The sequence below is a fragment of the Amycolatopsis sp. NPDC003861 genome, assembly GCF_053605405.1.
In genome coordinates this window covers 16,945-40,465 of the sequence record NZ_JBSGJD010000061.1, presented here as the reverse complement: position 1 = coordinate 40,465, position 23,521 = coordinate 16,945, and the positions used below count along the sequence as shown (strand labels likewise).

The 23,521-nt window shown below is 70.6% G+C and carries 27 protein-coding genes; 15 read left to right on the top strand and 12 right to left on the bottom strand.

Annotated features, from left to right (window positions below; genetic code table 11):
- Positions 1–45: 45 nt before the first annotated feature.
- The gene (locus tag ACWEVN_RS17690) at positions 46–456 is read right to left on the bottom strand and encodes a DUF3151 domain-containing protein (protein ID WP_452051933.1); all 411 of its coding nucleotides are present in this window, start codon (positions 454–456) and stop codon (positions 46–48) included.
- A 230-nt stretch (positions 457–686) separates the two neighbouring features.
- Here ACWEVN_RS17690 and ACWEVN_RS17685 point away from each other — a divergent pair, with 230 nt between their 5' ends.
- Positions 687–1,868, top strand: coding sequence for a hypothetical protein (locus tag ACWEVN_RS17685; protein WP_449686108.1), 1,182 nt, complete (start codon positions 687–689; stop codon positions 1,866–1,868).
- Positions 1,869–1,918: 50 nt separating this feature from the next.
- Here ACWEVN_RS17685 and fbaA read toward each other — a convergent pair whose 3' ends face one another.
- Both fbaA and ACWEVN_RS17675 read right to left on the bottom strand, forming a co-directional pair.
- On the bottom strand, positions 1,919–2,950 hold the full coding sequence (fbaA, locus tag ACWEVN_RS17680; protein ID WP_449686109.1) for a class II fructose-bisphosphate aldolase: 1,032 nt from the start codon (positions 2,948–2,950) through the stop codon (positions 1,919–1,921).
- Between the two features lie 208 nt (positions 2,951–3,158).
- Positions 3,159–3,983 (bottom strand): LLM class F420-dependent oxidoreductase, encoded by an 825-nt coding sequence (locus ACWEVN_RS17675; RefSeq protein ID WP_449686110.1) that lies wholly within the window; start codon positions 3,981–3,983, stop codon positions 3,159–3,161.
- A gap of 72 nt (positions 3,984–4,055) precedes the next feature.
- Here ACWEVN_RS17675 and ACWEVN_RS17670 point away from each other — a divergent pair, with 72 nt between their 5' ends.
- The 6 genes from ACWEVN_RS17670 to ACWEVN_RS17645 all read left to right on the top strand — a co-directional run bounded on the left by ACWEVN_RS17670 (position 4,056) and on the right by ACWEVN_RS17645 (position 9,822).
- Positions 4,056–4,964, top strand: coding sequence for an aldo/keto reductase (locus tag ACWEVN_RS17670; protein ID WP_452051932.1), 909 nt, complete (start codon positions 4,056–4,058; stop codon positions 4,962–4,964).
- Positions 4,965–5,037: 73 nt separating this feature from the next.
- Positions 5,038–5,949 carry an SDR family oxidoreductase gene (locus tag ACWEVN_RS17665; protein WP_378203758.1) on the top strand — a complete coding sequence of 304 codons (912 nt, stop codon included), beginning with the start codon at positions 5,038–5,040 and terminating at the stop codon, positions 5,947–5,949.
- Positions 5,950–5,951: 2 nt separating this feature from the next.
- Positions 5,952–6,425, top strand: a complete 474-nt coding sequence (locus tag ACWEVN_RS17660) for a pyridoxamine 5'-phosphate oxidase family protein (RefSeq protein WP_449686112.1) — start codon at positions 5,952–5,954, stop codon at positions 6,423–6,425.
- A gap of 81 nt (positions 6,426–6,506) precedes the next feature.
- The gene (locus ACWEVN_RS17655) at positions 6,507–7,979 is read left to right on the top strand and encodes a flavin-containing monooxygenase (protein WP_452051931.1); all 1,473 of its coding nucleotides are present in this window, start codon (positions 6,507–6,509) and stop codon (positions 7,977–7,979) included.
- The gene (locus ACWEVN_RS17650) at positions 7,976–8,833 is read left to right on the top strand and encodes a metal-dependent hydrolase (protein WP_452051930.1); all 858 of its coding nucleotides are present in this window, start codon (positions 7,976–7,978) and stop codon (positions 8,831–8,833) included. The genes ACWEVN_RS17655 and ACWEVN_RS17650 overlap by 4 nt, the downstream gene beginning before the upstream one ends.
- Positions 8,834–8,883: 50 nt before the next feature.
- Entirely contained in the window at positions 8,884–9,822 is a 939-nt protein-coding gene (locus ACWEVN_RS17645) for a PDR/VanB family oxidoreductase (RefSeq protein WP_452051935.1), read from the top strand.
- Here ACWEVN_RS17645 and ACWEVN_RS17640 read toward each other — a convergent pair.
- Positions 9,817–10,101: a YciI family protein gene (locus tag ACWEVN_RS17640; protein ID WP_449686115.1), complete on the bottom strand. Its 285-nt coding sequence runs from the start codon at positions 10,099–10,101 to the stop codon at positions 9,817–9,819. The genes ACWEVN_RS17645 and ACWEVN_RS17640 overlap by 6 nt on opposite strands.
- Positions 10,102–10,301: 200 nt before the next feature.
- On the opposite strand from ACWEVN_RS17640, the gene ACWEVN_RS17635 reads away from it, so the two are divergent.
- The 4 genes from ACWEVN_RS17635 (at position 10,302) to ACWEVN_RS17620 (ending at position 13,242) form a co-directional block, all read left to right on the top strand.
- The gene (locus ACWEVN_RS17635) at positions 10,302–10,874 is read left to right on the top strand and encodes an RNA polymerase sigma factor (protein WP_163046624.1); all 573 of its coding nucleotides are present in this window, start codon (positions 10,302–10,304) and stop codon (positions 10,872–10,874) included.
- Positions 10,875–10,965: 91 nt separating this feature from the next.
- Positions 10,966–12,117: an N-acetylglucosamine-6-phosphate deacetylase gene (gene nagA / locus ACWEVN_RS17630; protein ID WP_449686147.1), complete on the top strand. Its 1,152-nt coding sequence runs from the start codon at positions 10,966–10,968 to the stop codon at positions 12,115–12,117.
- Between the two features lie 24 nt (positions 12,118–12,141).
- Entirely contained in the window at positions 12,142–12,495 is a 354-nt protein-coding gene (locus ACWEVN_RS17625; RefSeq protein ID WP_452051929.1) for a hypothetical protein, read from the top strand.
- Positions 12,496–12,540: 45 nt separating this feature from the next.
- Complete coding sequence (locus ACWEVN_RS17620; RefSeq protein ID WP_449686117.1) at positions 12,541–13,242, top strand: DedA family protein; 702 nt, start codon at positions 12,541–12,543, stop codon at positions 13,240–13,242.
- On the opposite strand, the gene ACWEVN_RS17615 is transcribed toward ACWEVN_RS17620, so the two are convergent.
- From ACWEVN_RS17615 to ACWEVN_RS17600, 4 genes are all read right to left on the bottom strand, one after another.
- On the bottom strand, positions 13,232–13,645 hold the full coding sequence (locus ACWEVN_RS17615) for a type II toxin-antitoxin system VapC family toxin (RefSeq protein ID WP_449686118.1): 414 nt from the start codon (positions 13,643–13,645) through the stop codon (positions 13,232–13,234). The genes ACWEVN_RS17620 and ACWEVN_RS17615 overlap by 11 nt on opposite strands.
- Positions 13,645–13,917: a type II toxin-antitoxin system Phd/YefM family antitoxin gene (locus ACWEVN_RS17610; protein WP_452051928.1), complete on the bottom strand. Its 273-nt coding sequence runs from the start codon at positions 13,915–13,917 to the stop codon at positions 13,645–13,647. The genes ACWEVN_RS17615 and ACWEVN_RS17610 overlap by 1 nt, the downstream gene beginning before the upstream one ends.
- 32 nt (positions 13,918–13,949) lie before the next feature.
- Positions 13,950–15,341: an FAD-binding oxidoreductase gene (locus ACWEVN_RS17605; protein ID WP_310969543.1), complete on the bottom strand. Its 1,392-nt coding sequence runs from the start codon at positions 15,339–15,341 to the stop codon at positions 13,950–13,952.
- A 69-nt stretch (positions 15,342–15,410) separates the two neighbouring features.
- The gene (locus ACWEVN_RS17600; protein WP_452051927.1) at positions 15,411–15,836 is read right to left on the bottom strand and encodes a PPOX class F420-dependent oxidoreductase; all 426 of its coding nucleotides are present in this window, start codon (positions 15,834–15,836) and stop codon (positions 15,411–15,413) included.
- Positions 15,837–16,024: 188 nt separating this feature from the next.
- On the opposite strand from ACWEVN_RS17600, the gene ACWEVN_RS17595 reads away from it, so the two are divergent.
- The 4 genes from ACWEVN_RS17595 to ACWEVN_RS17580 all read left to right on the top strand — a co-directional run bounded on the left by ACWEVN_RS17595 (position 16,025) and on the right by ACWEVN_RS17580 (position 20,730).
- Positions 16,025–16,549, top strand: a complete 525-nt coding sequence (locus ACWEVN_RS17595) for a MarR family winged helix-turn-helix transcriptional regulator (protein ID WP_449686120.1) — start codon at positions 16,025–16,027, stop codon at positions 16,547–16,549.
- Positions 16,546–19,113: an MFS transporter gene (locus ACWEVN_RS17590; RefSeq protein ID WP_449686121.1), complete on the top strand. Its 2,568-nt coding sequence runs from the start codon at positions 16,546–16,548 to the stop codon at positions 19,111–19,113. The genes ACWEVN_RS17595 and ACWEVN_RS17590 overlap by 4 nt, the downstream gene beginning before the upstream one ends.
- Positions 19,110–19,931 (top strand): YceI family protein, encoded by an 822-nt coding sequence (locus ACWEVN_RS17585; protein WP_452051926.1) that lies wholly within the window; start codon positions 19,110–19,112, stop codon positions 19,929–19,931. Before ACWEVN_RS17590 ends, ACWEVN_RS17585 begins: the two co-directional genes overlap by 4 nt.
- A 130-nt stretch (positions 19,932–20,061) precedes the next feature.
- Positions 20,062–20,730, top strand: a complete 669-nt coding sequence (locus ACWEVN_RS17580; protein ID WP_449686123.1) for a DedA family protein — start codon at positions 20,062–20,064, stop codon at positions 20,728–20,730.
- Between the two features lie 3 nt (positions 20,731–20,733).
- On the opposite strand, the gene ACWEVN_RS17575 is transcribed toward ACWEVN_RS17580, so the two are convergent.
- The 4 genes from ACWEVN_RS17575 to ACWEVN_RS17560 form a co-directional block, all read right to left on the bottom strand.
- Positions 20,734–21,147 carry a VOC family protein gene (locus ACWEVN_RS17575; protein WP_449686124.1) on the bottom strand — a complete coding sequence of 138 codons (414 nt, stop codon included), beginning with the start codon at positions 21,145–21,147 and terminating at the stop codon, positions 20,734–20,736.
- A gap of 175 nt (positions 21,148–21,322) precedes the next feature.
- A complete protein-coding gene (locus ACWEVN_RS17570; protein WP_449686125.1) occupies positions 21,323–22,063 on the bottom strand; it encodes an SDR family oxidoreductase in 741 nt (246 codons plus the stop codon).
- Positions 22,060–22,695: a nucleoside/nucleotide kinase family protein gene (locus ACWEVN_RS17565; RefSeq protein ID WP_013230842.1), complete on the bottom strand. Its 636-nt coding sequence runs from the start codon at positions 22,693–22,695 to the stop codon at positions 22,060–22,062. The genes ACWEVN_RS17570 and ACWEVN_RS17565 overlap by 4 nt, the downstream gene beginning before the upstream one ends.
- Complete coding sequence (locus ACWEVN_RS17560) at positions 22,692–23,519, bottom strand: PfkB family carbohydrate kinase (protein WP_452051934.1); 828 nt, start codon at positions 23,517–23,519, stop codon at positions 22,692–22,694. The genes ACWEVN_RS17565 and ACWEVN_RS17560 overlap by 4 nt, the downstream gene beginning before the upstream one ends.
- Between the last annotated feature and the right edge of the window lie 2 nt (positions 23,520–23,521).

Below are 23,521 nucleotides of genomic sequence, written 5' to 3'. Positions count from 1 at the left end.
TGGTAAGGCGGGTTAGAACCCGCCTTACCACTCACGACCGGTGGGTCACTTCAGGCCGGTGGCTTCCGCGGCGGCGGGGTCGGAGTCGGCGAGGAAGGTCTTGCAGCGCTCGTGCTCCTCGGTCTCGCCGATCTTGCCGGCCGCCTTGCCCAGGACGGCGAGGGCGCGGAGGAACCCCTGGTTGGGGCGGTGCGACCAGGGCACCGGGCCGAAGCCCTTCCAGCCCGCGCGGCGCAGCTGGTCGAGGCCCCGGTGGTAGCCGGTGCGGGCGTACGCGTACGCGGCGACGGTCTCGCCCGCGTCGAAGGCCTTCTCGGCCAGCGAAGCCCACGCCTCGCTGTAGTCGGGGTGTTCGGCCGCGACGGTGGCCGGGTCGCTCCCGGCGTCGAGCGCGGCCTGGGCGGCGGTGTGCTCGGGCAGCAGCGTCGGCTCGGGGCCGAGCAGGTTGTACGTCATGGGGTCATTGTGCCCCTACAGGAAGAGGCTCCCGAGCACCCCGGCTCCGGCCAGCACCAGGGCGGCGACGAGCACGCCCGCGACAACTCGTTTCGGCATCATGGCGCGACACCCTGCCAAGCCGGCCCTGCCGGAAGCAAGTTCGCCACCCGTAGGGGTGAACCCCGATTTTCGCGGCGTTTGCCACGGTCTTGGCCCACTCGTGACCATGACCGGCCATGATGTCCGGCATGGCCAAGGCAGTCGACGTCCCGGTGGACGTGATCCCGCGCAGCCCCGTCGCCAAGACGCGGCTGTTCTTCACGCGGCACTGGCACCGCGGCGCCCCCGGGCAGCCGACCCCGGACTGGGTGCTCCGGTTCTGCTACGGGATGTGGCTGGCGGCGTTCGCGTTCAAGCTGGTCGGCTCGTCGTGGGACATGTCGTGGCACTTCAGGTGGCTGCGCGACGACCTGGCGCCCCCGCACCTGATCAACACCGTCGGCACGGTGATCATCGTGGTGCTGGTGGCGATCCACAGCTACACGGGCCTGGGCTGCGACAAGCGGTCGCTGCGGCTGATGCAGATCGGCCTGCTGACGTTCCTGGTCGCGGCCCCGCTGGACGTGATCAACCACCGCGTCAACGGCCTCGACCTGACCGCGTGGAGCCCGTCCCACATGATGTTGTACCTGGGCACGGGCATCATGCAGGCGGGCGTGCTCCTGGCCTGGCTGAAGTTCGCGCCGCCGGGCCGCTTCCGCACCGGCGTCCTGCTGGCGCTGTGGGCGTTCTTCCTGGAGAACACGTTCTTCCCGAACGGCCAGCAGGAGTACGGCATCCTGGGGCTGCGCGCGTGGGAGCGCGGGGAGCCGGAGGCGGAGAAGTCGCTGCTGGACTTCGCGGCCAACCAGATCGGCCACCCGGTCGACCGGACGGCGGTGCTGCACTTCACGATGCCGATCCCGTCGTGGGTGTACCCGCTGTGGGGCATCGGCGTGATGGCGTTGATCCTGGTCGTGGCGCGCCGGACGCTGGGCTTCCGCTGGGCGGCTACTTCGGTGGCGCTGGCGTATGTGGCTTACCGGTCGGTGATGTGGCCGCTGCTGCTCGGGCTGGGTTTCCCGGTGTCGACGGTGCCGTTCTACCTGCTGTTCGTGGGCCTGGCGGTGGACGTGGCGTTCGCCATCGGTTCCGGATTGGTCCAGGCCGGCGCGGGGGCGCTGCTGGTGACGGCGTTCGGGTACGGGGCGTTCTGGCTGCAGTCGCAGTTCCGGCCGTGGGTGCTGGGTGACGCGCACACGGAGTCGGCCCCGCCGGCGGCGTACTGGACGGCGCTGGTGGTGCTGGGCGGGGTGTTCGCCCTCTGGGCCGGCGCGGAACCGCTGACCCGGAAGTGGGCGGCGCGGCGCTCGGTCGCCGAATCGGTCTGAACACGACGAAGGGGCCGCCACACAACCGTGGCGGCCCCTTCGTCGTGTGACTACTTGAGCTTCGTGCCCGCCGAGCCCAGCGCCTGGCACGCCTCGACGACGCGAGCCGCCATGCCGGCCTCCGCGGCCTTCAGGTACGAGCGGGGGTCGTACACCTTCTTGTTCCCGACCTCGCCGTCGATCTTCAGAACCCCGTCGTAGTTCTTGAAGAAGTGGTCGACGATCGGGCGGGTGAACGCGTACTGCGTGTCCGTGTCGACGTTCATCTTCACGACGCCGTACGACACCGCCTCGCGGATCTCCTCCGGCAGCGAACCCGAACCGCCGTGGAAGACCAGCTCGAACGGCTTCGAACCCGCCTCCAGGCCGAGCTTCTTCGCCGCCGCCTCCTGGCCGCCCTTCAGGACGTCCGGGCGGAGCTTGACGTTGCCCGGCTTGTACACGCCGTGGACGTTGCCGAACGTCGCCGCCAGCAGGTAGCGGCCCCGGTCGCCCGCGCCCAGGGCGTCGATCGTCTTGAGGAAGTCGCCTTCGGCCGTGTACAGCTTCTCGTTGATCTCCGCCTCGACGCCGTCCTCTTCGCCGCCGACGACGCCGATCTCGACCTCGAGGATGATCTTGGCCGCCGCCGTCTTGGCCAGCAGTTCCTGGGCGATCTCGAGGTTCTCGTCGAGGTCGATCGCCGAGCCGTCCCACATGTGGGACTGGAACAGCGGGTTCTGGCCGTTCTTGACGCGCTCGGCCGAGATCTCGATCAGCGGGCGGACGAAGCCGTCCAGCTTGTCCTTCGGGCAGTGGTCGGTGTGCAGCGCGACGTTCACGTCGTACTTGGCCGCGACGACCTGCGCGAACTCCGCCAGCGCGGTCGCGCCGGTCACCATGTCCTTGACCTTCTGGCCGGACGCGAACTCCGCGCCGCCGGTGGAGAACTGGATGATCCCGTCGCTCTCCGCCTCGGCGAACCCGCGGATGGCGGCGTTCACGGTCTCGGACGAGGTCACGTTGATGGCCGGGTAGGCGAACTCGTTCGCCTTGGCCCGGTCGAGCATCTCCGCGTAGACCTCGGGGGTGGCGATGGGCATCGTTACTCCTCCTTGGCACAGGGTGGTCCCGACCGCATCGTACGAGGTGGACCGCCGCCGCACACCGGTCCCCGGGAAGAATCCAAGACAGCGCAGCTCCGCTGCTCCGTTGAGGGTGGCGGCGGGGGCATGGATGGACTTCTCCGCACGTCGGATCGGTTCAGAAGGAGCGCGTCCGGCCGCCGGGGAACCGGCGGCCGGACGGGGATCACACCAGCTCGGCGGCCAGCGCGCGGTACGCCGGCCACGGGTCCTCGTTGAGCACCTGGACGATGACCTGGTCCGCTCCCGCCTCGAGGTGACCCGCCAGGCCGCGGGCGATCGTCGCCGCGTCGCCGTGCAACGCCAGCGCGTCGACCAGCCGGTCGCTGCCCTCGCCCTCGAGGTCCTCGTCCGTGAAGCCGAGTTTCCGCAGGTTGGCGACGTAGTTCGACAGCCCGAGGTAGTACTTCACCGTCTGACGGCCGATCGCGCGGGCCTCGGCGGCGTCGGTCGACAGGACGACCTTGTGCTCGGGGGCCAGCAGCGGTCCCGCTCCGAGGATTTCGCGCGCCGAGCGGGTGTGCTCCGGCGTAGTCAGGTACGGGTGCGCACCCGCCGTGCGCGTACCCGACAGCTCCACCACCTTCGGCCCGAGCGCCGCCAGCGCGCGTCCGGAAGCCGGGACGCCGGCCGCGTCGAGGCCGTCCAGGTAGTCGACCAGCGCCGCGTACGGCTTCTTGTACTCCTTCGTCGCTTCGCGGTGGCCCGCGCCGATGCCGAGGAGGAAGCGGTCCGGGTACTTGCCCGCGAGCCGCTCGTACACCTTCGCGATCGACGCGGGCTCGTCCTGCCAGATGTTCACGATGCCGGTCGCGATGACCAGCGAGTCCGTCGCTCCCAGGAGGTCGTCGACGGAGTCCAGGTCGCCGGCGCCGGGCGAACCGCCCAGCCAGATCGCGCCGTAGCCGAGCTTCTCCGCCTCCGCGGCGAACTTCGCGTCGACACCTCCGTGGTACCGCCAGATCCCGAGCTTGCCCAGTTCGATAGCCATAGAACACCCCAACGCACGAAGTACCGGATTTCCTCCCGGTTCCCACGAGCCGGGAAGACTAACCTCGGGAGCATGACCAAGCTGGGCAACACCGACCTCGACGTCTACGGCCTCAACCTGGGCGGGAACGTCTTCGGCTGGACGGCCGACGAGCCGCAGTCGCACGCCGTGCTCGACGCCTACGCCGCCGCCGGCGGCAACTTCGTGGACACCGCCGACCTCTACGGCGGTGGCGGCCGCTCCGAGGAGATCTTCGGCCGCTGGCTGGCCGCGGGCGGCCGGCGTGACGACTTCGTCGTCGCCACGAAGGTCGGCGGGTGGCAGGAGCGGCCCGGCCTGTCGGCGAAGAACATCCAGGCCGCGGCCGAGGACTCGCTGCGGCGGCTGCAGCTCGACCACATCGACCTCTACTACGCCCACGTCGACGACCGGGACACGCCGCTCGAAGAGACGCTGAGCGCGTTCGACACCCTGGTCCGCGCGGGCAAGGTGCGCTACCTCGGCGCATCCAACTACACCGCCGAACGGCTCGCCGAAGCACTGTCCATTTCGGACCAGAACGGCTTCGCGCGGTACGCCGTGCTGCAGCCGCACTACAACCTCGTCGAACGGGACTACGAGCGCGACCTCGCCCCGATCGTCGCGCGCGAAGGCCTGGCCACGCTGCCGTACTTCGCCCTCGCGAAGGGCTTCCTCACCGGCAAGTACCGCACGAAGGACGAGACCGGCGACAGCCCGCGCGCCGCCCGCGCCGCGTCCTATTTGGACGCCGATGGCGAGCGCGTGCTCGCCGCGCTGGACGAAGTCGCGCAGGCACACGGCGTTTCGGTCGCCACGGTGGCGCTCGCCTGGCTGCGGCAGCAGCCGACGGTCGCCGCGCCGATCGCCAGTGCCCGGACGCCCGAGCAGCTGACCGACCTCGTCGCGTCGGTTTCCCTCGAGCTGACCGACGCCGAAGTCGCCGCCTTGAGCGAGGCCTAAGACCCTACTTCTGGGTAGCTTACTGCGGGTAAGTTGAGGTACGGTGCCCTCAAGTGACGTCTAGGAGGGCACCGTGGCCAACCCGTTTTCGCTGCTGAGCGGCACCAAGAAGGTCGACGGCAAGGTCGTGCTGATCACCGGCGCCGCTCGCGGCATCGGCGCCGGGCTGGCCGAACGGCTGGCGGCGCGCGGCGCCAAGGTCGCCCTCGTCGGCCTCGAAGCCGAGGAGCAGCAGAAGGTCGCCGACCGGATCGGGCCGAACGCCCACGCGTGGGAAGCCGATGTCACCAGCTGGGACGCCCTCGAGCAGGCGACCAAGGGCGTCGTCGAGCACTTCGGCGGGATCGACATCGTCATCGCCAACGCCGGGATCGCGACCGCGGGCTTCGTCCGCTCGGTCGACCGGGCCGCGTTCGAGAAGGTCATCGAGGTCGACCTCCTCGGCGTCTGGCGCACTTTCCGCGTCACGCTCCCGCACGTCATCGAGCGCAAGGGCTACCTGCTGGCGATCTCCAGCCTCGCCGCGATCACGCACGCACCCGGCATGGCGAACTACGCCGCCGCGAAGGCCGGCGTCGAAGCCTTCTCGAACAGCCTGCGCGCCGAGGTCGCCCACCTGGGCGTCAAGGTCGGCGTCGCGCACCCGACGTGGATCCGCACCGACCTGGTCGAGAGCGCCGACGCGCACCCGGTGTTCGGCAAGCTCCGCGCGTCGATGCCCGGTCTGATCGGCAAGACGTACCCGCTGGACGTGGCCCTGGACGACCTCGAAGCCGGCATTCTCAAGCGCGCCCGGACCATCCACGTGCCGCGCTGGGTCGGCGGGCTGAAGCTGCTGCGCGCCTTCCTCCCGCCGGTCATCGAGATCGGCTCGCGCAGCCGGGTACCGTCGGCGGACAAGGCCGCGCTGGCCGACATCGAGGCCCGCGGCGCGTTCGAGTCGGCGGTCACCGGCCACGGCGGGCGGGCCGCCACCAAGGGGTGAAGATGTCCCGTCGCGACCAGATCAGGATGACCGAGGACGAGGTGCGCGCGTACCTCGCGGAGCAGAAGGTCATCAACGTCGCCAGCATCGGCCCGAACGGCCGCCCGCACCTCGCGCCGCTCTGGTACTTCCCGCACGAGGACGGCGTCGCGACCTGGACGTACGGCACGTCGCAGAAGGCGAAGAACCTCCGCCGCCTGCCGGAGGCGACCGTGCTGGTCGAGGACGGCGACAGCTACGAGAAGCTCCGCGGCGTCTCGTTCGAGGCCGACGTCGAGCTCGTCGAGGACGTCGACGAGGTCACCCGGATGGGGACGGCGCTGATGCAGCGCTACTCGGGAGCCAAGCCGGGTGACCCCGCACCGGCCGAGCTGCAGGCTTTCATCGCAGGTCAGGCCGCGAAACGCATCGGGCTGGTCTTCCGGCCGACCAAGGTCGTGAGCTGGAACCACGGCAAGCTCGGCGGGACGTACTGATCGGTAGGCAGTACTTCCAAGTAACTGTTACCTGAGGTAACGTCATCTGGGCAGGATCCCCGACGCAGCGGAGGCCGACAGATGACCGAGCGGTTCAAGGTCGTGATCGTGGGCACCGGGTTCTCCGGGCTCGGCCAGGCGATCCAGCTCGAGAAGGCCGGCATCCGGGACTACGTGATCCTGGAGAAGGCCACCGAGGTGGGCGGCACCTGGCGCGACAACTCCTACCCCGGGTGCGCGTGCGACGTGCAGTCGCACATGTACTCGTTCTCGTACGAGCAGAACCCGGGCTGGTCGCGGTCGTTCTCGCCGCAGCCGGAGATCTTCGACTACCTCAAGGGGGTCGCGGACAAGTACCGGCTGCGCGAGAAGATCCGCTTCGGCGTCGAGCTGACCGGCGCGCACTGGGACGAGGGCGAACGCCGCTGGACGGCGACCACGAAGGACGGCCGCGAGTTCGTCGCGCAGTTCCTCGTCTCCGGCGTCGGCGGCCTGCACATCCCGCAGCTCCCCGAGCTGCCCGGGATCGCGAACTTCCAGGGGCAGACCTGGCACTCCGCGCGCTGGAACCACGAGTACGACCTGCGCGGCAAGAAGGTCGCCGTGGTCGGCACCGGCGCCAGCGCCGTCCAGTTCGTGCCGAAGATCGCCCCGGACGTCGCCGAGTTGACGCTCTTCCAGCGGACGCCGCCGTGGATCATGCCCAAGCCCGACCACGCGATGCCGTCGTGGGCGCAGACGCTGTTCAAGCGCGTCCCGGGCACCCAGCGCCTCTACCGCAACGCGCTGTACTGGCTCCTCGAAGCGCGGGCCATCGGCTTCAACGGCCACCCGGCGATCATGAAGGCCGGCGAGCTGATCGCGAAGCGGAACATCGCGAAGGGCATCAAGGACCGCGCGCTGCGCAAGAAGGTCACGCCCGATTACACGATGGGCTGCAAGCGCGTCCTGATCTCCAACGACTACTACCCGGCGCTGGACCGGCCGAACGTCGAGGTGAACACCGACGGCATCCGCGAGGTCAAGGCGCACTCGATCGTCGACTCCGCGGGCGTCGAGCACGAGGTCGACGCGATCGTCTACGGCACCGGCTTCAAGGTGACCGACGCGCTGGAGTACCTCGACATCACCGGCGTCGACGGCCGCAACCTCGCCAAGGAGTGGGCGAGCGAGGGCATGCGGACGCACAAGGGCATTACCGTCTCCGGCTTCCCGAACCTGTTCTTCCTGCTGGGCCCGAACACCGCGCTCGGCCACAACTCCGTGGTGTTCATGATCGAGTCGCAGTCGCGGTACGTCGTCGACGCCATCAGGCTCGCCGATTCGCGCGGCGCCGCGGCGCTCGACGTCCGGCCGGGTGTGCAGGACGAGTTCCAGCGCGAAATCCAGGACCGGCTGGTCAAGGGCGTCTGGACGCAGGGCGGCTGCAAGAGCTGGTACCTCGACGCCCAGGGCGTGAACCGGACCATCTGGCCGGGCTTCACCTGGCGCTACTGGCTCCAGACCCGCAAGGTCGACCCGGCGGACTACGAGCTGTCCGGCCGGGCGTCATGACTTCGCAGGACGAGCAGGTCGTCCTGCAGGCCCGGAACGTCAAGTTCGGCTGGGCGGCGCTGCCGCTGCACTGGATCCCCGGCGAACCGCAGGCCACGCACACCATCAACGTGCTGCACCTGGCGCTGCCCGAGGGCGAGCGCTGGTTCGTCGAGGTGTTCAAGCAGGCGGTGCCGCTGATCCGCGACGAGCGGCTCAAGGAAGACGTCCTCGGCTTCATCGGCCAGGAGGCGGTGCACGCCGAGGCCCACGACGGCGCAGCCGCGCACCTCGAGGCGGCGGGTGTGCGGGTGCGGCCGTTCGTGGCGCAGATGGAGTGGCTGTTCCGGAAGCTGCTCGGCGACCGCGACCTGACCGGGAAGGCCGCCGAGGAGTGGCTGGTCGAGCGGCTCGGGATCATCGCCGCGATCGAGCACTACACGGCGTTCCTCGGCCAGTGGGTGCTCGACGCGCCCCTGGAGGACGCGGGCGCCGACCCGGTGATGCTGGACCTCCTGCGCTGGCACGGCGCCGAGGAGGTCGAGCACCGGTCGGTCGCGTTCGACCTGTTCATGCACCTCGACGGGCGCCACGGACGCCGGGTCCGCAGCATGGCCGCGGTGACGCCGGTGCTGGCCTGGGTCTTCGCCCGCGGCACGCGGTACCTGATGCGCAACGACCCGGCCCACCCCGGACGCGCGTCGCTGCGGGGGTACCGCCGGGCGGCCCGGCGCGGGTTGCTGCCGACCGGGCGTCAGCTGGTGCGGGAAATCCGGCCGTACTTCCGGAAGTCGTACCACCCGTCCGAGACCGGGAACACCGAGCAGGCGGTGGCCTACCTGGCGAGTTCGCCCGCGGCCCGGGCGGCGGAGTGACCCTCGGCCGGCCGACCCGGCTCGACGGCAGCGACCGCACCGACCACCTGATGTCCACTTTGGTGGGTGTCGTGGGCGTTTATCGCCGTTTGTCGCAATTCAGCGGTCGGCGGCGGCCGCCCGTGGCCACAGTGGACCGCGATCTTTCGCTGGTCGTCGAAACGATCCGGCCCGAAGCCGAGGGGGTCGTGAGCCTGCGTCTCGCGAACGGCGTCCCGCTCCCGGGCTGGCGGCCGGGCGCGCACCTCGATCTCGTGCTGCCGTCCGGCCTGACCAGGCAGTATTCGCTCTGCGGGGACCCGGGCGACCGCTCGCACTACCGGATCGCCGTCCGGAAGATCGGCGTCGCCTCAGCCGAGGTCCACGCGCTGGTGCCCGGCACCCGCGTCACCGCGCGCGGCCCGCGGACGGCCTTCCCGTTCGTCGGCGCCGGGCCGTTCCGGTTCATCGCCGGCGGCATCGGGATCACGCCGATCCTGCCGATGGTCCGCCGCTGCATCGCGGCGGGCGCGGACTGGCGGCTGGTCTACACCGGCCGCAGCCGGGAGTCGATGCCGTTCCTCGGGGAGCTGCCGGACGACGACCGCGTCTGGATCCGCCCCGACACCGAGTACGGCATCCCGGCGTCCGGCGCCGAGCTCCTGGCCGGGCTCCCGGACGGCGCGTCGGTCTACTGCTGCGGCCCGGTGCCGATGATCACCGGTGTCCGCACCGACCTGGCGCTGACCGCGGCCAAGGCCGTCCACTTCGAACGGTTCGCCCCGCCGCCGATCGTCGCCGGCGAGCCGTTCCTGCTGACTTTGCGCAGGTCAGGCGCGGTCTTGGCGGTGCCGGGCGACCGGAGCGCCCTCGACGTCCTGCGCGAGGCGCGTCCCGGGACGCCGTACTCCTGCCGGCAGGGCTTCTGCGGGACGTGCGCGGTGCCGACGGCCGACGGCGGGTCCATGCGGATCTGCGTCGACCGCGGCACCACCGTGCTCGACCTATGACTCCTGGGGCAGCCAGGCGCCGATCACCGGCTTGAACTCGCGGACGGTCCGCTGCGCGACGACGCCTTCCAGGTGGTACGGGTCCTGGTCGATCGTCTCCATGAGGTGCGCTTCGTCGTCGGCCTGGTACAGCGTGAGGCCGCCGGTGCCGTCCCCGAGCGGGCCGGCGACCGCGACGCGGCCCTCCGCGGCCAGCTTGCTCAGGAACTCGCGGTGGCGCGGCCGGACGTCCGGCATCTTCTCCTGGACGTAGGTGATTTCGACGAGGAACCAGGCCATGTGGATCTCCGGGGTCGGCGCGGGGTGGTCCGGTCCGACGCTACCCGTGTCACGGTTCTGTACCAGCATCCGATCTGTGGCACCGGCATCCGAACCCGATAGGCTGGGCGTGCGTCAGTACCTGTGTGAGCGCTGTGAATACCGTGAACCTGCTGACGCGGCACACCGTGCAAACCGGGGTCGAGAACAGGCAGGGGTTCATGCTCGAGGGCAATGCGGAACGCAGTGTCGAGGCGACCCTCGGCCACCTGCGGGTCATGGACGGTCCGGCCCCGGCGCAGACCGCCGCGCCACTGACCCTCGAAGACCTCTACCGCCAGCACCGCATGCGGCTGGTCCGGCTGGCGATTCTGCTGGTCGACGAGCCCGCGACCGCGGAAGACGTGGTCCAGGAGGCCTTCACCGGCCTGCACCGCAACTGGGGCCGGCTCCGGGACGCCGCGGCCGCGGTCGGCTACCTGCGCACCGCGGTCGTCAACGGGTCGCGCAGCGTGCTGCGCCGCCGCAAGACGGCCCGCGAGTACGTGCCCCCGCACGCGGTGAACGCGCGCTCCGCGGAGAGCCTCGCGATGCTCTCCAGCGAGCACCAGGCCGTGGTCAGCGCGCTGTCGAAGCTGCCGCCCCGCCAGCGCGAAGTGCTGGTGCTGCGGTACTACGGCGGGCTGAGCGAGGCCGAGATCTCTGAGGCCGCAGGTATCTCCAAGGGTACCGTTAAATCGACCGCCAGCCGGGCGCTCGAGGCACTCCAGAAGGCCATGCAAGCCCCACAGTGACCCGGGTGGACCATTCCGATCACTGAGTCGTATCACCATGCTTGGTCCAGACCAATATATGCTGGGGTGCGTGAGAGGCGCCGGAGATTTCGTGATCATGGGCGGCCGGGTCGCCGCCCCGGACCGTGTACTCGACGACGGCTGGGTCGCCGTCACCGACGGGCGGATCGCCGGCGTGGGTTCCGGGACCCCGCCGTCCGGCGAGCACGTGGACGTCGGAGGGGCACTGGTCGTGCCCGGGTTCATCGACACCCACTGCCACGGCGGGGGAGGTGCTTCGTTCACCTCCCTCGATCCCGACGAACTCCTGACGGCGGTGCGAGCGCACCGCCGTCACGGCACCACGACCATGCTGGCCAGCCTGGTTTCCGACCCGGTGGACATCCTGCGTGAGCAGGTCGCGGCGCTGCGTGAGCTCGTCCAGGACGGCGAGGTCGCGGGCATCCACCTGGAGGGGCCGTTCATCTCGAAGGCCCGCTGCGGGGCGCACGACCCCGAGACGCTGCTCGAACCGGACACCGGCACGGTCGAGAAGCTGCTGCGCGCGGGCCAGGGCGCGATCCGGATGGTCACCATCGCCCCCGAGCTGCACGGCGGCGTGAAGGCCGTCCGGCAGCTGGCCGAGTCCGGCGTCATCGCGGCCATCGGGCACACCGACGGCGTCGAGGAGCAGCTGCTGCCGGCGATCGACGCGGGCGCGACGGTGGCGACCCACCTGTTCAACGGCATGCGGCCGCTGCACCACCGCGAGCCCGGCCCGGTCGGCGCGCTGCTGGACGACGAGCGGATCACGATCGAGCTCATCTGCGACCTGGTCCACCTGCACCCGACGGTCGTCCGCCTGGCGGCGAAGCACGCAGGCCGCAACCGGACGGTCCTGATCACCGACGCGATGTCGGCCACGGACGCGGCGGACGGCCGCTACACGCTGGGCCGCCTCGAGGTCGACGTCCACGACGGCGTCGCCACCCTCGCGGACAACGGTTCGCTGGCCGGCAGCACCCTGACGATGGACACCGCCTTCCGCAATCTGGTCGGGGGTGCGAAACTCGGCATCCTCGACGCGGTGCACGCGACGTCGCAGCGGCCGGCCGAGCTGCTCGGCATCGCGGACCGGGCAGGCATGCTGTGCGCCGGTTACCAGGCCGACATCGTGGTCCTCGACCAGGACCTGCGGCCGGCGAAGGTGCTGCGGCGGGGAGAATGGGTCGCCGAGGTGGGAACGGCTACCTTGAGTACGTAGGTTTCTGCGAGCGGACGGGCGGAGATGAGCGAGCCGAAGGACCCCGAGCAGCTGCTGGCGGACGCCCTTCGCGCGCAAGCCGTCTTCGCGCCTTCCGCGGCCTCTCCGACCTCTTCGGCCTCGCCGAAGGAGCCGGCCACCGACGCGGTCCCGACCAGCGACCTGCCATCGGCGTACGGGCTGCTGTCGGGGGCGAGCGCGGACTCGCTGGAGCGCGAGCGCGCGGCACTGGACGCGGAAGCGCCGACGACGTTCGCCCCGCGGCCGCCGGAGCCGGTGCGGACGTCCGCGCAGCTGCCGGCGTACTGGATCTTGTTGCTGGCGGTGCTGCTGGGACTCGCCGCGGGGTCCGTGGTCGGCCTGCTGACCCTGGTCTGACCGGGTCTCAGTCACGACTCAGGGTGACCCTGTACCGTTTTCGAGGTGATTCTCGCCCAGAGCACGGTCAACACGATGTCGCTGCTGCCGTCATGGCTGGACCCGCAGCACCTGCTGAGCGGGCTGACGACACCGGTCATCGCGGTGCTGTGCCTGATCATCTTCATCGAGAGCAGCATCTTCCCGGTGCTGCCGGGTGACTCCCTGCTGTTCACGGCGGGCCTGTTCATCGCGAACGGCACCCTCGACGCGCCGTTGTGGCTGGTCTGCGTGCTGGTGACGGTCGCCGCGCTGCTCGGCAACGTGGTCGGCTACTACATCGGGTACTTCGTCGGGCCGAAACTGTTCAACCGGCCGGATTCGAAGTTCTTCAAGCGCGAGTACGTCGACAAGACGCACGAGTTCCTGGAGAAGCACGGCCCGAAGGCCGTGGTGCTGGCCCGGTTCGTCCCCTTCGTCCGCACGTTCATCACCTGGATCGCGGGCATCGGCCGCATGGACCCGAAGCGCTACTTCACGTACACGGTGATCGGCGGCATCCTGTGGGCCGCGGGCATCACGATCCTCGGCTCGCTGCTGGGCAACATCGCGTTCATCAAGGACAACGTCGACGCGATCTTCGTGCTGATCGTGCTGGTGTCGGTGGTCCCGATCGGGCTGGAGTACCTGAAGTCGCGGCGCGAGAAGAAGGCGCTGGCCGAAGCCGACCCCGAGGTCACTCAGCGAATCCCGCGCATCAAGGACTGAGGTCGGCGACACCCGGGCTGTCGGTCGGCAGCCCCAGCGCTTCGGCCACGGCCAGGAGGCGCTTGTCGTAGGTGACGAAGGACGTGAGCTGCCTGCCGAACACCGCGTGTGCGGTGGCGAGGTGGATGGCGTCCAACGAGCGGAGGTCCGGCGACGGGTAGGCGGCGGCGGTCCGGCGCACCACTTCGTCGATCTCGTACTTGGCGACCCGTGCCAGCACCGCGGGAACGTCGGTGAGCAATGCGGGGTCGCTGCGCAGGAGAGCCCTCGATACTTCGACCTCGGCCAACGTCGAGGTGACAAGCATGGTGCCCTGCCGTTCGTCCAGCCAGTCGACCAGGGTCGCACTCTCCGCCTCGTGCCGGATCAGCTTCACCAGCGCGGCGGTGTCCAGGTAGATCATCAGTACCGTTCGTCGTCACGCAGCTCGCGAACCATCTCCCCGGCTTCGAGGTCGGTCCGGACGGGTCCGTGCGGGCGCGGCATCGGCCCGGTCACCGAGGCCGGGTGCAGCTTTCCCGAAGCGATCAACGCCGAGACCGGACTCGGCTGCGCAGGAACGATACGGGCGATCACCGTGCCGCGTTCGGTGATCTCGACGTCCTCGCCGGCCTTGACCCTGGCCAGCACACCGGCGGTGTCCTGGTTCAGCTCACGCACAGCTACCTGGTTCATGAAACCAGTGTAGTACACGATCGTAGTACAACCTAGGTCATCGAGAACATCGAGCCCGGGTTGAACAGGTTCTCCGGGTCGAGCGCCCGCTTGATCTCCTGGTGCACCCGCAGCCCCACCGGCCCGATCTCCCGTGCCAGCCACTCGCGCTTGATCTTGCCGACGCCGTGCTCACCCGTCACCGTCCCGCCCAGCGACAGGCCCACCTCGAGGATCTCGTCGAACGCCCGCTGCGCCCGCTCGAACTCCGAGGGGTCGTCCGGCTGGTACACGATCGTCGGGTGCATGTTGCCGTCGCCGGCGTGGCCGACCACCGCGATGCGCAGCCCCACCTCGGAGCTGATCTTCTCGCAGCCGCGGATCAGCTCCGCGATGCGCGTCCGCGGCACGCACACGTCGTCGGTCAGCCACAGCCCGTACGTCTCCAGCGCCGTCAGGACCACCCGGCGAGCCTGGAGCAGCATCCGGCCTTCCTCGAGGTCCTCCGTCGTGTACGCCAGGTCCGCTCCGCAGTCGACGCAGATCTGCTCCAACGCCGCCAGCTCGCGGCGGGCCACCTCGCCGCCCGCGTCCGACTGGCCCAGCAGCAGGGCCTGGCAGTCCGACCCCGCGCCGAGGTCCGTCTTCAGGTACGCCTCCGACGCCTTGATCGACGACGCGTCCATGATCTCCAGCAGCGAGGGCACGAGCCCTTCGCGCACCACGCGCGCCACGGCCTCCCCGGCCGCTTCGGTCGTGCTGAAGCCCGCCACCAGCGTGGCCGGGGCCTGGGGCAGGGGCTTGAGCTGGACCGTCGCCTGCGTGATCACGCCGAGCGTGCCCTCGCTGCCCACGAACAGCCGCGCCAGGTCGTAGCCCGCGACGCCCTTCACCGTGCGGCGGCCGGTCTTCAGCAGTGATCCGTCGGCCAGGACGACCTCCAGGCCGAGCACCGAGTCCGTCGTCACGCCGTACTTCACGCAGCAGAGGCCGCCCGCGTTGGTCGACAGGTTGCCGCCGATCGTGCACCAGTCGTAGCTCGACGGGTCCGGCGGGTAGAACAGCCCGTGCTTCTCCACGGCGTTGCGGAAGTCCAGGTTGACCACGCCCGGCTGGACGACCGCCAGCCGGTTGCCCGCGTCGATCTCGACGATCTCGTTCAGCTTGGTCAGCGACAGCGTGACGCAGCCGTCGATGGCGTTCGCGGCACCGGACAGCCCGCTGCCCGCCCCGCGCGGGACGATCGGCACCTTCGCCTCGGCACACGCCTTCACCACCGCCTGCACCTGCTCGGTGTTCGCGGGCAGCACCACGGCGAGCGGCGTGCCCGACGGCGCCAGCGGCATCATGTCGCGCGCGTAGGACGCGGTGACGTCGGAGTCGGTGAGCACGGCGCTCTTGCCGAGCAGGTCGCGGAGCCGGGTGACCAAAGCTTCGTTGCTCATGGCCTCATCGTAAGCCCGGACAGTCCGCACTGCGGAAATCTTCTTTCGAAACCAGCCGTAACGGAGCAGTCAGCGGACCAGCCCCAGCAGCTTGTCGACGTGCACGGTGAGCAGCACGCGCTGGTCGGTCACCATCGCCTCGCGGTACTCGGTCCAGTCCGGATGCTCGCCCGCGGCGCGGCGGTAGTAGTCGACCAGCGCTTCCACCGTGTCGTCGTCCGGCGCCGCGGCCGGGGCGGTGAGCGAGGCGCGACCCTCGGCGACGACGTAGCTCCAGCCGTCCTCGCTGCCCACGTGGAACGTCACCCGCGGGTCGCGGCGCATGTTCTTCGTCTTCGCCCGGGTCTCGGTGATCGACGCGATGAACGTCGCGGACGCCGGGTCGTACAGGTAGGTGATGGTGGACAGCTGCGGCCGGCCGTCGCGGCGGATCGTCGCCAGGACGCCGTGGCGGCGGGCGGCGAGGAAGTCCTTCAACGCTGTGTCGTCGGTCATACCCCTCTCAACCCGCCGCGGCCGCCGTTGTTCCGAGGAGCAGCCCAGAGGAATCTTGCTTGCATACGACAACTAAAGTGTGTTCTGCCACAACACGAGGTACTCCGCTTGCATAACCGCTAGTGAAGGCACATCCTTGCCTGAGGCAACTAGTTGCAGCCGCCAACCAACGCCTTGAAGGATCAGTCATGGCAACGAACACCACCCGGCCCACGGCCGAGCTGGACCTCGCCGACCAGCTCGGGCACGAGCTCGTCCGCTTGGTCCGGCTGGTCAACAAGGCGAAGTCGCAGGTCTCCAAGCAGGGGCCGGACGGCATCGAACGGGCGGCGTACGCGATCCTCTTCACCCTCATCCACGAGGGCCCGCAGCGCACCAGCAAGCTCGCCGAGTCGCTCCACTCCGAGATCTCCACGATCAGCAGGCAGTCGAGCTCACTCGTGCAGCACGGGCTGGTCGAGCGCCAGGCCGACCCGGAAGACGGGCGGGCCTGCCTGCTCGCGCCGACGAGCGAAGGCATGCGGGTGTTCGAAGAGAACCGCAAGCAGCGCAACCAGTGGCTGGCCGAGGTGCTCGGGGACTGGACGGACGGGGACATCCAGACCTTGAACCGCCTCTTCGGCCGGCTCAACACAGGTATCGAGAACCACTCTCCACAGCTGGCCGACGCCCACGCGTCCGCCGGTGCACCGGCCAAGGGGGCCAACGCATGAGTACCACCACCGTCGAACAACCCGTGGCGAAGGAACCACCACGGCTGAGCCACCGCCAGATCGTGACGATCCTGAGCGGCCTGATGTGCGGCATGTTCCTGGCCGCGCTCGACCAGACGATCGTGGGTACCTCGATCGTCAAGATCGCCAACGACCTGCACGGCTTCGACCTGCAGGCCTGGGCGACCACGGCGTACCTGATCACCTCGACGATCGTCACGCCGATCTACGGCAAGCTCTCCGACATCTACGGCCGCAAGCCGTTCTACCTGACCGCGATCGGCATCTTCGTCGCCGGTTCGCTCGCCTCGACGTTCGCGCAGTCGATGTACCAGCTGGCCGCGTTCCGCGCGGTGCAGGGCCTCGGCGCCGGCGGTCTGATGTCGCTGGCCATGACCATCCTCGGCGACATCGTGCCGCCGCGGGAGCGGGCCAAGTACCAGGGTTACATCCTGGCCGTGTTCGGCCTCTCCACCGTGCTCGGCCCGGTGCTGGGCGGCTTCTTCGCCGGCATCGACTCGCTGGCCGGCCTGCACGGCTGGCGCTGGGTCTTCCTGATCAACGTCCCGATCGGCGTCGTCGCGCTGTTCGTCGTGGCCAAGGTGCTGAACGTGCCGCACACGCCGCACAAGCACAAGATCGACTGGTGGGGCGCGCTGACGATGATCGTCGCGGTCGTGCCGTTCCTGATCGTCGCCGAACAGGGCCAGAAGTGGGGTTGGGGCGACCAGAAGGCCATCTTCTGCTACGTCATCGGCGGCGTCGGCGTGATCGCGTTCATCGTGGTCGAGCGGTGGATGAAGGACGCCGCGCTGATCCCGCTGCGGCTGTTCAAGAACTCGACGTTCACCGTGGCGATCATCGGCGGTGTCATCGTCGGTGTCGCGATGTTCGGCGCGATCACCATGATCCCGCAGTTCATGCAGGTCGTGCAGGGCTACACGCCCACCGAGTCGGGTCTGCTGATGCTGCCGCTGATGGCGGGCATCATGCTCAGCTCGATCGTGTCCGGCCGGCTCACCGGGAAGACCGGGCGCTACAAGATCTTCCCGATCATCGGCACCATCCTGATCGCCGGTGGCGCGTTCTTCTTCGCCCAGGTCAAGTACGACTCGGAGCTGTGGCACCCGCTGGTCGCGGCGGCCATCATCGGCCTCGGCCTCGGCCAGTGCATGCAGACGCTGATCATCGCGGTGCAGAACGCGGGCCCGCGCAGCGACATGGGCGTCTCGACCGCGTCGGCGACGTTCTTCCGCCAGATCGGTGGTACCGCCGGTGTCGCGATCTTCCTGACGGTCCTGTTCAACACCCTGCTGCCCAACATCACCAAGGCGTTCGGCGGGCAGCTGCCGGCCGGCGCCGGCGCGGGCATCGGCAGCCTGTCGGAGAACACCAGCGGCATCCAGAACCTGCCCGAGGCGATCCGGACGCCGGTGCTGATCGGCTTCACCGAGTCGATCACGACGGTGTTCTACATCGCGGGTGCGGTGGCCCTGCTGGCCACGGTCGTCCTCCTGTTCATGAAGGAGATCCCGCTGACCAACGCGGCCCCGGCCGCGGCGGCCGTGGAAGGCGGCGAGGCGCTGCTCGACGACCACGCCGACGAGCCCACCGAGATCGTCGAGCCGGTGCGTCCGGTCGACCGCGAGCCCGCGCTCGTGGGCGGCGGCAAGCACGCGCTGAGCACCAACGGGCACGGCGACTACCAGGCCGTTTCCGGCGCGCTGCCGATCACGAACTCCGTCGGGCAGGCCGAGCTGGACGCGCCGGTCGGCGCGGGCGGCGTGCCGGTGACCGGCCACGTCCGCCGTCAGGACGGCACCCACGTGGCGGGCGCCGCGCTGACCCTGATCGACCAGCGCGGCCGCCAGGTCGCGCGGGCCACCGGCGGCGCCGACGGCAGCTACTCGGTGCCCAGCCAGGGCCCGGGCGCGTACGTGCTCATCGTGTCCGCGCACGGCCACCAGCCGCAGGCCTCCAGCGTCGTGATCAGCAACGGGCCGGCGACGGTCGACGTCACGCTCACCGGGTCCGGCGAGCTGACCGGCACCGTGCGGGCGGCCACCACCGGCCAGCCGCTGCCGAACGTGACGGTGACGCTGACCGACGGCCGCGGCGAGGTGAACGGCGCGTTCATCACGACCGCGGACGGCACCTACGCCTTCGTCGGGGTCGGCGCCGGGGCGTACACCCTGGTCGCCAGCGGCGCGGGCTACCGGCCGTTCGCGGTGACGCTCACCGTGCCCGACAGCGGCGTGCTGCGCCACGACGTCGAGCTCGCCAGCTCGGTGCTGCTGTCCGGCACCGCGCGGACCGAGGGCGACCGGGTGGTCCCGGACGCGCGGATCACCGTGCTCGACGCCGAAGGCAACGTGGCCGCGGTCGCGCGGACCGACGGCGAAGGCCGGTACCTGGTCAGCGACCTGCCCGCGGGCGCGTACACCGTGGTCGCGAGCGGCTACCCGCCGGCGACCAGCCAGGTGGAGCTGACCGGCGGCGAAGCGGACCACGACGTCCGGCTGAGCTACGACCAGGCCCTCGACGACCTGGTCGACCGGTCATGAGCGGTTTGCGCGCGACCTTCCGCACGGCCGAGGGCTGGGCGGTGGAGCACGCGGTGCTCACCGTCACCGACCCGGCCGGGCGGCAGGTCGCCCGGCAGGCGGCCGACGTTCGCGGCGAGGTCGTCACCGACGCGCTCACGCCGGGTGTGTACACGGCGGTCGTCACGGCGGCCGGGTACACCCCGGTCGCCCGGACGGCCCAGATCGCCTCGGACGGCAGCGGCTCGCTCGGCGACGTCGTGCTGGCCCCGGTCGCCGAGGCGATCGAGCTGCCGCCCGCCGGGCCGTGGGTGATCGACCCGATGCACACGTCGGTGGTCGCGACCGCGCGGCACCTGGGCATCGCGAGCATCAAGGCGCGGTTCCCGGACGTGTCCGGCCGGATCGAGATCGGCCGCCCGGCCGAGCGGTCGTCGGTGCACGCCGAGATCAAGGCGGCGAGCATCGACACCGGCATCCGGATGCGCGACGACCACCTGCGCTCGCCGGACTTCCTCGACGTCGACGTGCACCCGGTGATCACGTTCACCAGCACGGGGCTGCGCCAGCGCGGCGCGGACTCGTGGACGCTGCTGGGCGAGCTGACGCTGCACGGCGAGCGCCGCGAGGTCGAGCTCGAGCTGACCTACGGCGGCTGGGGCCCGGACCCGTGGGGCGGCGTGCGCGTCGCGTTCCACGCCGAGACGACGCTGCACCGGAACGACTTCGCGATCAACTACAGCGCGATGGTCCGCGCCGGTGTGGCGGCGGTCGGCACGACGGTGAAGATCGAGCTGGACGTCGAAGCGGTGCAGGGCGAGACGCTGCCGCAGTTCTGAGCGCTCGGATCGGAGGCCCTCTCACCGCTGGGTGAGGGGGCCTTCACCGGTTGTAGCACCTGAATATTCCGGACAGCTCGATTCGACCGTTCGCAGTGGGGTGTTCACCTCGGCCACGTAGGCTCGCGGGGTGAACGTCGTGAGCATCGAGGCCGCGGGCGTCGGCGTGAGCTGGCTGGACACCGCCGGCCCGCTGCTCGTCTGGGTGATCGTGCTGAGCTTCGTGCTGGTCGAGTGCGCGCTGATCATCGGGCTGTTCCTGCCCGGTGACTCGCTCCTGTTCGGGGCGGGCGTGGTGCTGGCCCAGCACGGTTCGGACGCCAACGCGTGGCTCCTGTCGGGGGCCGCGCTGATCGTCGCGGTCCTGGGCAACCAGATCGGCTACTACATCGGCCGCACGAGCGGCACGAAGCTGATCGCGCGCCGCGACGGCAAGGTCTTGAACCGGCAGGCCCTCGACCGGGCGCAGCGGTTCCTGGACCGCCGGGGGTTCTTCGCGATCGTGGCGGCCCGCTGGATCCCGTGGATCCGCACGCTGGCCCCGCTGATCGCGGGCGCGGCCCGGATGGACCCGCGCCGGTTCATGGCGGCGACGGCCCTCGGCGGGCTGCTGTGGGTGCCGACGCTGGTCCTGCTGGGGTACTACGGCGCGGGGCTGCTGGACGCCCTGCCGTGGCTGAAGACGGCGGCCCTGTGGGCCAGCATCGCGTTCTTCGTGGTCGGGACGGGGTACGGCGTGCTGCGGTACCGCCAGGAGATGCGCCGCCCGGTGGACGAGCGGGACGACGCCCGGGCCTGAGCCTCAGAGCTCCGGGTCCGCCCAGACCTCCAGCTGGATGCCGTCGGGGTCGCGGAAGACGACGACCCGCGAGCCTTCGAACGTGCGCGACGGCGCGACCGGCACGTAGGACACGCCGAACTCCTGCAGCCGGCTCTCCCACTCCGCCAGCTCGGCCGCCGAATGCACCCGGAACGCCACGTGGTCCAGGCCGGTCCGGCGCTCGTCGAAGCCGCGGCGGCCGGTGTCCGCGTGCTGGACCAGGACCACCGAAAACTCGTCGCCGGCGGAGCGCAGCACGACCTTGCGCAGGCCCGTGTCCGGCTCTTCGCGCCGGGTGACCTCCTCGAGGTCGAGGACCCGCACGTACCACGGCACGCTGCGGTCCACGTCGGTCACGGTGAGCGCGAGGTGGTGCACGGACATGAGTTTGGCCATGGCTTCCGAAGCCGTCCTTTCTCGTGGCGGCTCCCCAGAGTTGCACAGCGTTCGGCAGCCGAAACCGAGGTGACCAAGTCCGCGTCCGATCGTGATCTCCCCGTCTCCGGCCGTCCCAGCAGCCGGACGCCGGTGACCGAAGGTCATTCGCGTTATCCGGAGCGTGTCCAGGTGGTCACCGACCGCCGCCGACGTCCAGGACCGCGCCCGTTGTGAACGACGATGCCGCCGAGAGCAGGAACAACACCGCTTCCGCGATTTCCGCCGGTTCGCCCGGCCGCCCCAGCGGGATCTGCGGGGCGAGCCGGTCGAGGCGGTCCGGGAGGCCGGCGGCGTCGTGCAGGCCGGTGCGGATCATGCCCGGCCGGACGGCGTTCACCCGGATCCCGTCCGCCGCGACCTCCTGGGCCAGGCCGAACGTCAGCGTGTCCACCGCGGCCTTCGACGCCGCGTAGTGCACCCACTCCCCGGCCGAGCCGGTGCGGGCCGCCGTCGAGGAGATGTTCACGATCGCGCCGCCCTCGCCGCCGTGGCGGGTCGACATCCGCCGGACCGCCTCGCGGCAGCAGAGGAACACCCCCGTCACGTTCACGTCGAGGGTGCGCCGGACGACGTCGACCGCGTAGTCCTCGAGCCGGCCCGGGGTGTTGCCGACGATCGCCGCGTTGTTGACCAGGCCGGTCACCGGGCCCAGCTCGGCCGCCGCGTCGAACAGCGCGCGGACGTCGCCCTCGTCGGAGACGTCCGCGCGAACCGCCAGCGCCTGCCGTCCCGAGGCACGCACCTGCGCGGCGACGGCTTCCGCGGGTTCGGCGTCGCCCGAGTAGTTCACGACGACGTCGTACCCGCGCGCGGCGGCCAGCGTGCCGATGGCCGCGCCGATGCCCCGGCTGCCGCCGGTGACGATGAGCGTCAAATCGCGAAGTTGGCCAGCGGCAGGTTCTCCAGAACCAGGTCCGCGCGGTCCCGCGTCTGCGAGATGAGGTCGGCGTTGCGCTGGTCGGAACCGAGCGCGCGCTGCCGGGCTTCGACCAGCGAACGGCCGTAGCGGCGGTGGCGCGACACGAGCCGCTCGATGCGCTCGGGCTCGTCCGGGGCGAGGAACCAGGCCTCGGTGAGCAGCGGCCGGATCGCGCTCCACGGGTCGTCCGGGAGCAGCAGGTAGTTGCCCTCGGTGATCACGAGCTGGACCTCCGGCGGGACCGCGACGGCCCCGGCGATGGGTTCCTCGATTTCGCGGCGGAACTCCGGCGCGTACACCGTTTCGCGGCCTTCGGCGAGGCGGCGGATCAGGTGGTAGTAGCCCGCGGCGTCGAACGTGTCCGGGGCGCCCTTGCGCTCGGTGCGGCCCAGCCGGCGCAGCTCGACCTGCGCGAGGTGGAAGCCGTCCATGCCGACCACGGCCGCGCGCGAGCCGAGCGCGTTGGCCAGCGCCCAGGCGAGCGTGGTCTTGCCGGACGCGGGCGAGCCGATGATGCCGAGCACGTTGCGCTGCCCGCGCACGGTCAGCCCCTCGGCCCGGGCCAGCAGGTCGTCGAACGCCGTCATGTCCTGTTCCTTCCTGCGATCGCGGTCGTCCACGACCGCGGTCCCACATGCCGCACCCGTTCGGCGGCCACCTCGTTGGCGAAGCCGATCCAGTCCGTCACCGTCGGTTCGCGCGCCACGGCCACGGCGAGCGCGCCGTGCCAGACGTCGCCCGCCCCTAGTGTGTCCCGCGCTTCCACGGCCGCAACAGGCACCTCACCCGAGCCGCCGTCCGCAGTGGACCAGCGCACCGGGCGCGGCCCCGCGGTGGTGATGACGGTGGAGACGCCGCGCTCGTGCAGGCCGGGCCCGGGCGCGGTGAAGTGCGCGGAGCAGGCGGCCACGTCGACCAGGGGCAGCAGGTCGTCGAGCACGGGTTTCCAGCTGCCGGCGTCCAGCACGACCGGGGCTCGCGCGCCCCGCGCGGCCGCCAGCGCGAGTTCCGGGTAGTGACCATCCACGAGCACCACGTCCGCCTCCGGAAACGCCGCGTCGACGGGGAAGTCACGCCCGCCGGCGTTGCGGGAGACGACCGTGCGCTCGCCGTCGCGATCACGGACGGCCGCGGCGCTGACCGGCGGCGGGTCGGGCAGCTCCGGGGCCAGGTCGATCAGCCGGACGCCGTGGGCTTCGAGGTCGGCGCGGGCGAGCGCCGCCAGCGGGTGCGCACCGAGAACGGTCAGCAGGGTCGCTTCGGCGCCGAGCGCGGCCGCCGTCACCGCGGCGTTCGTCGCGGGCCCACCCGCGGCGACGTCCACCTGCAGCGACTGCACCTTCTCGCCCGGCGCCGGAAGCTCCTCGACCCGCTGGACCAGGTCCACCGTGCACAAGCCCGCCAGCAGCACCC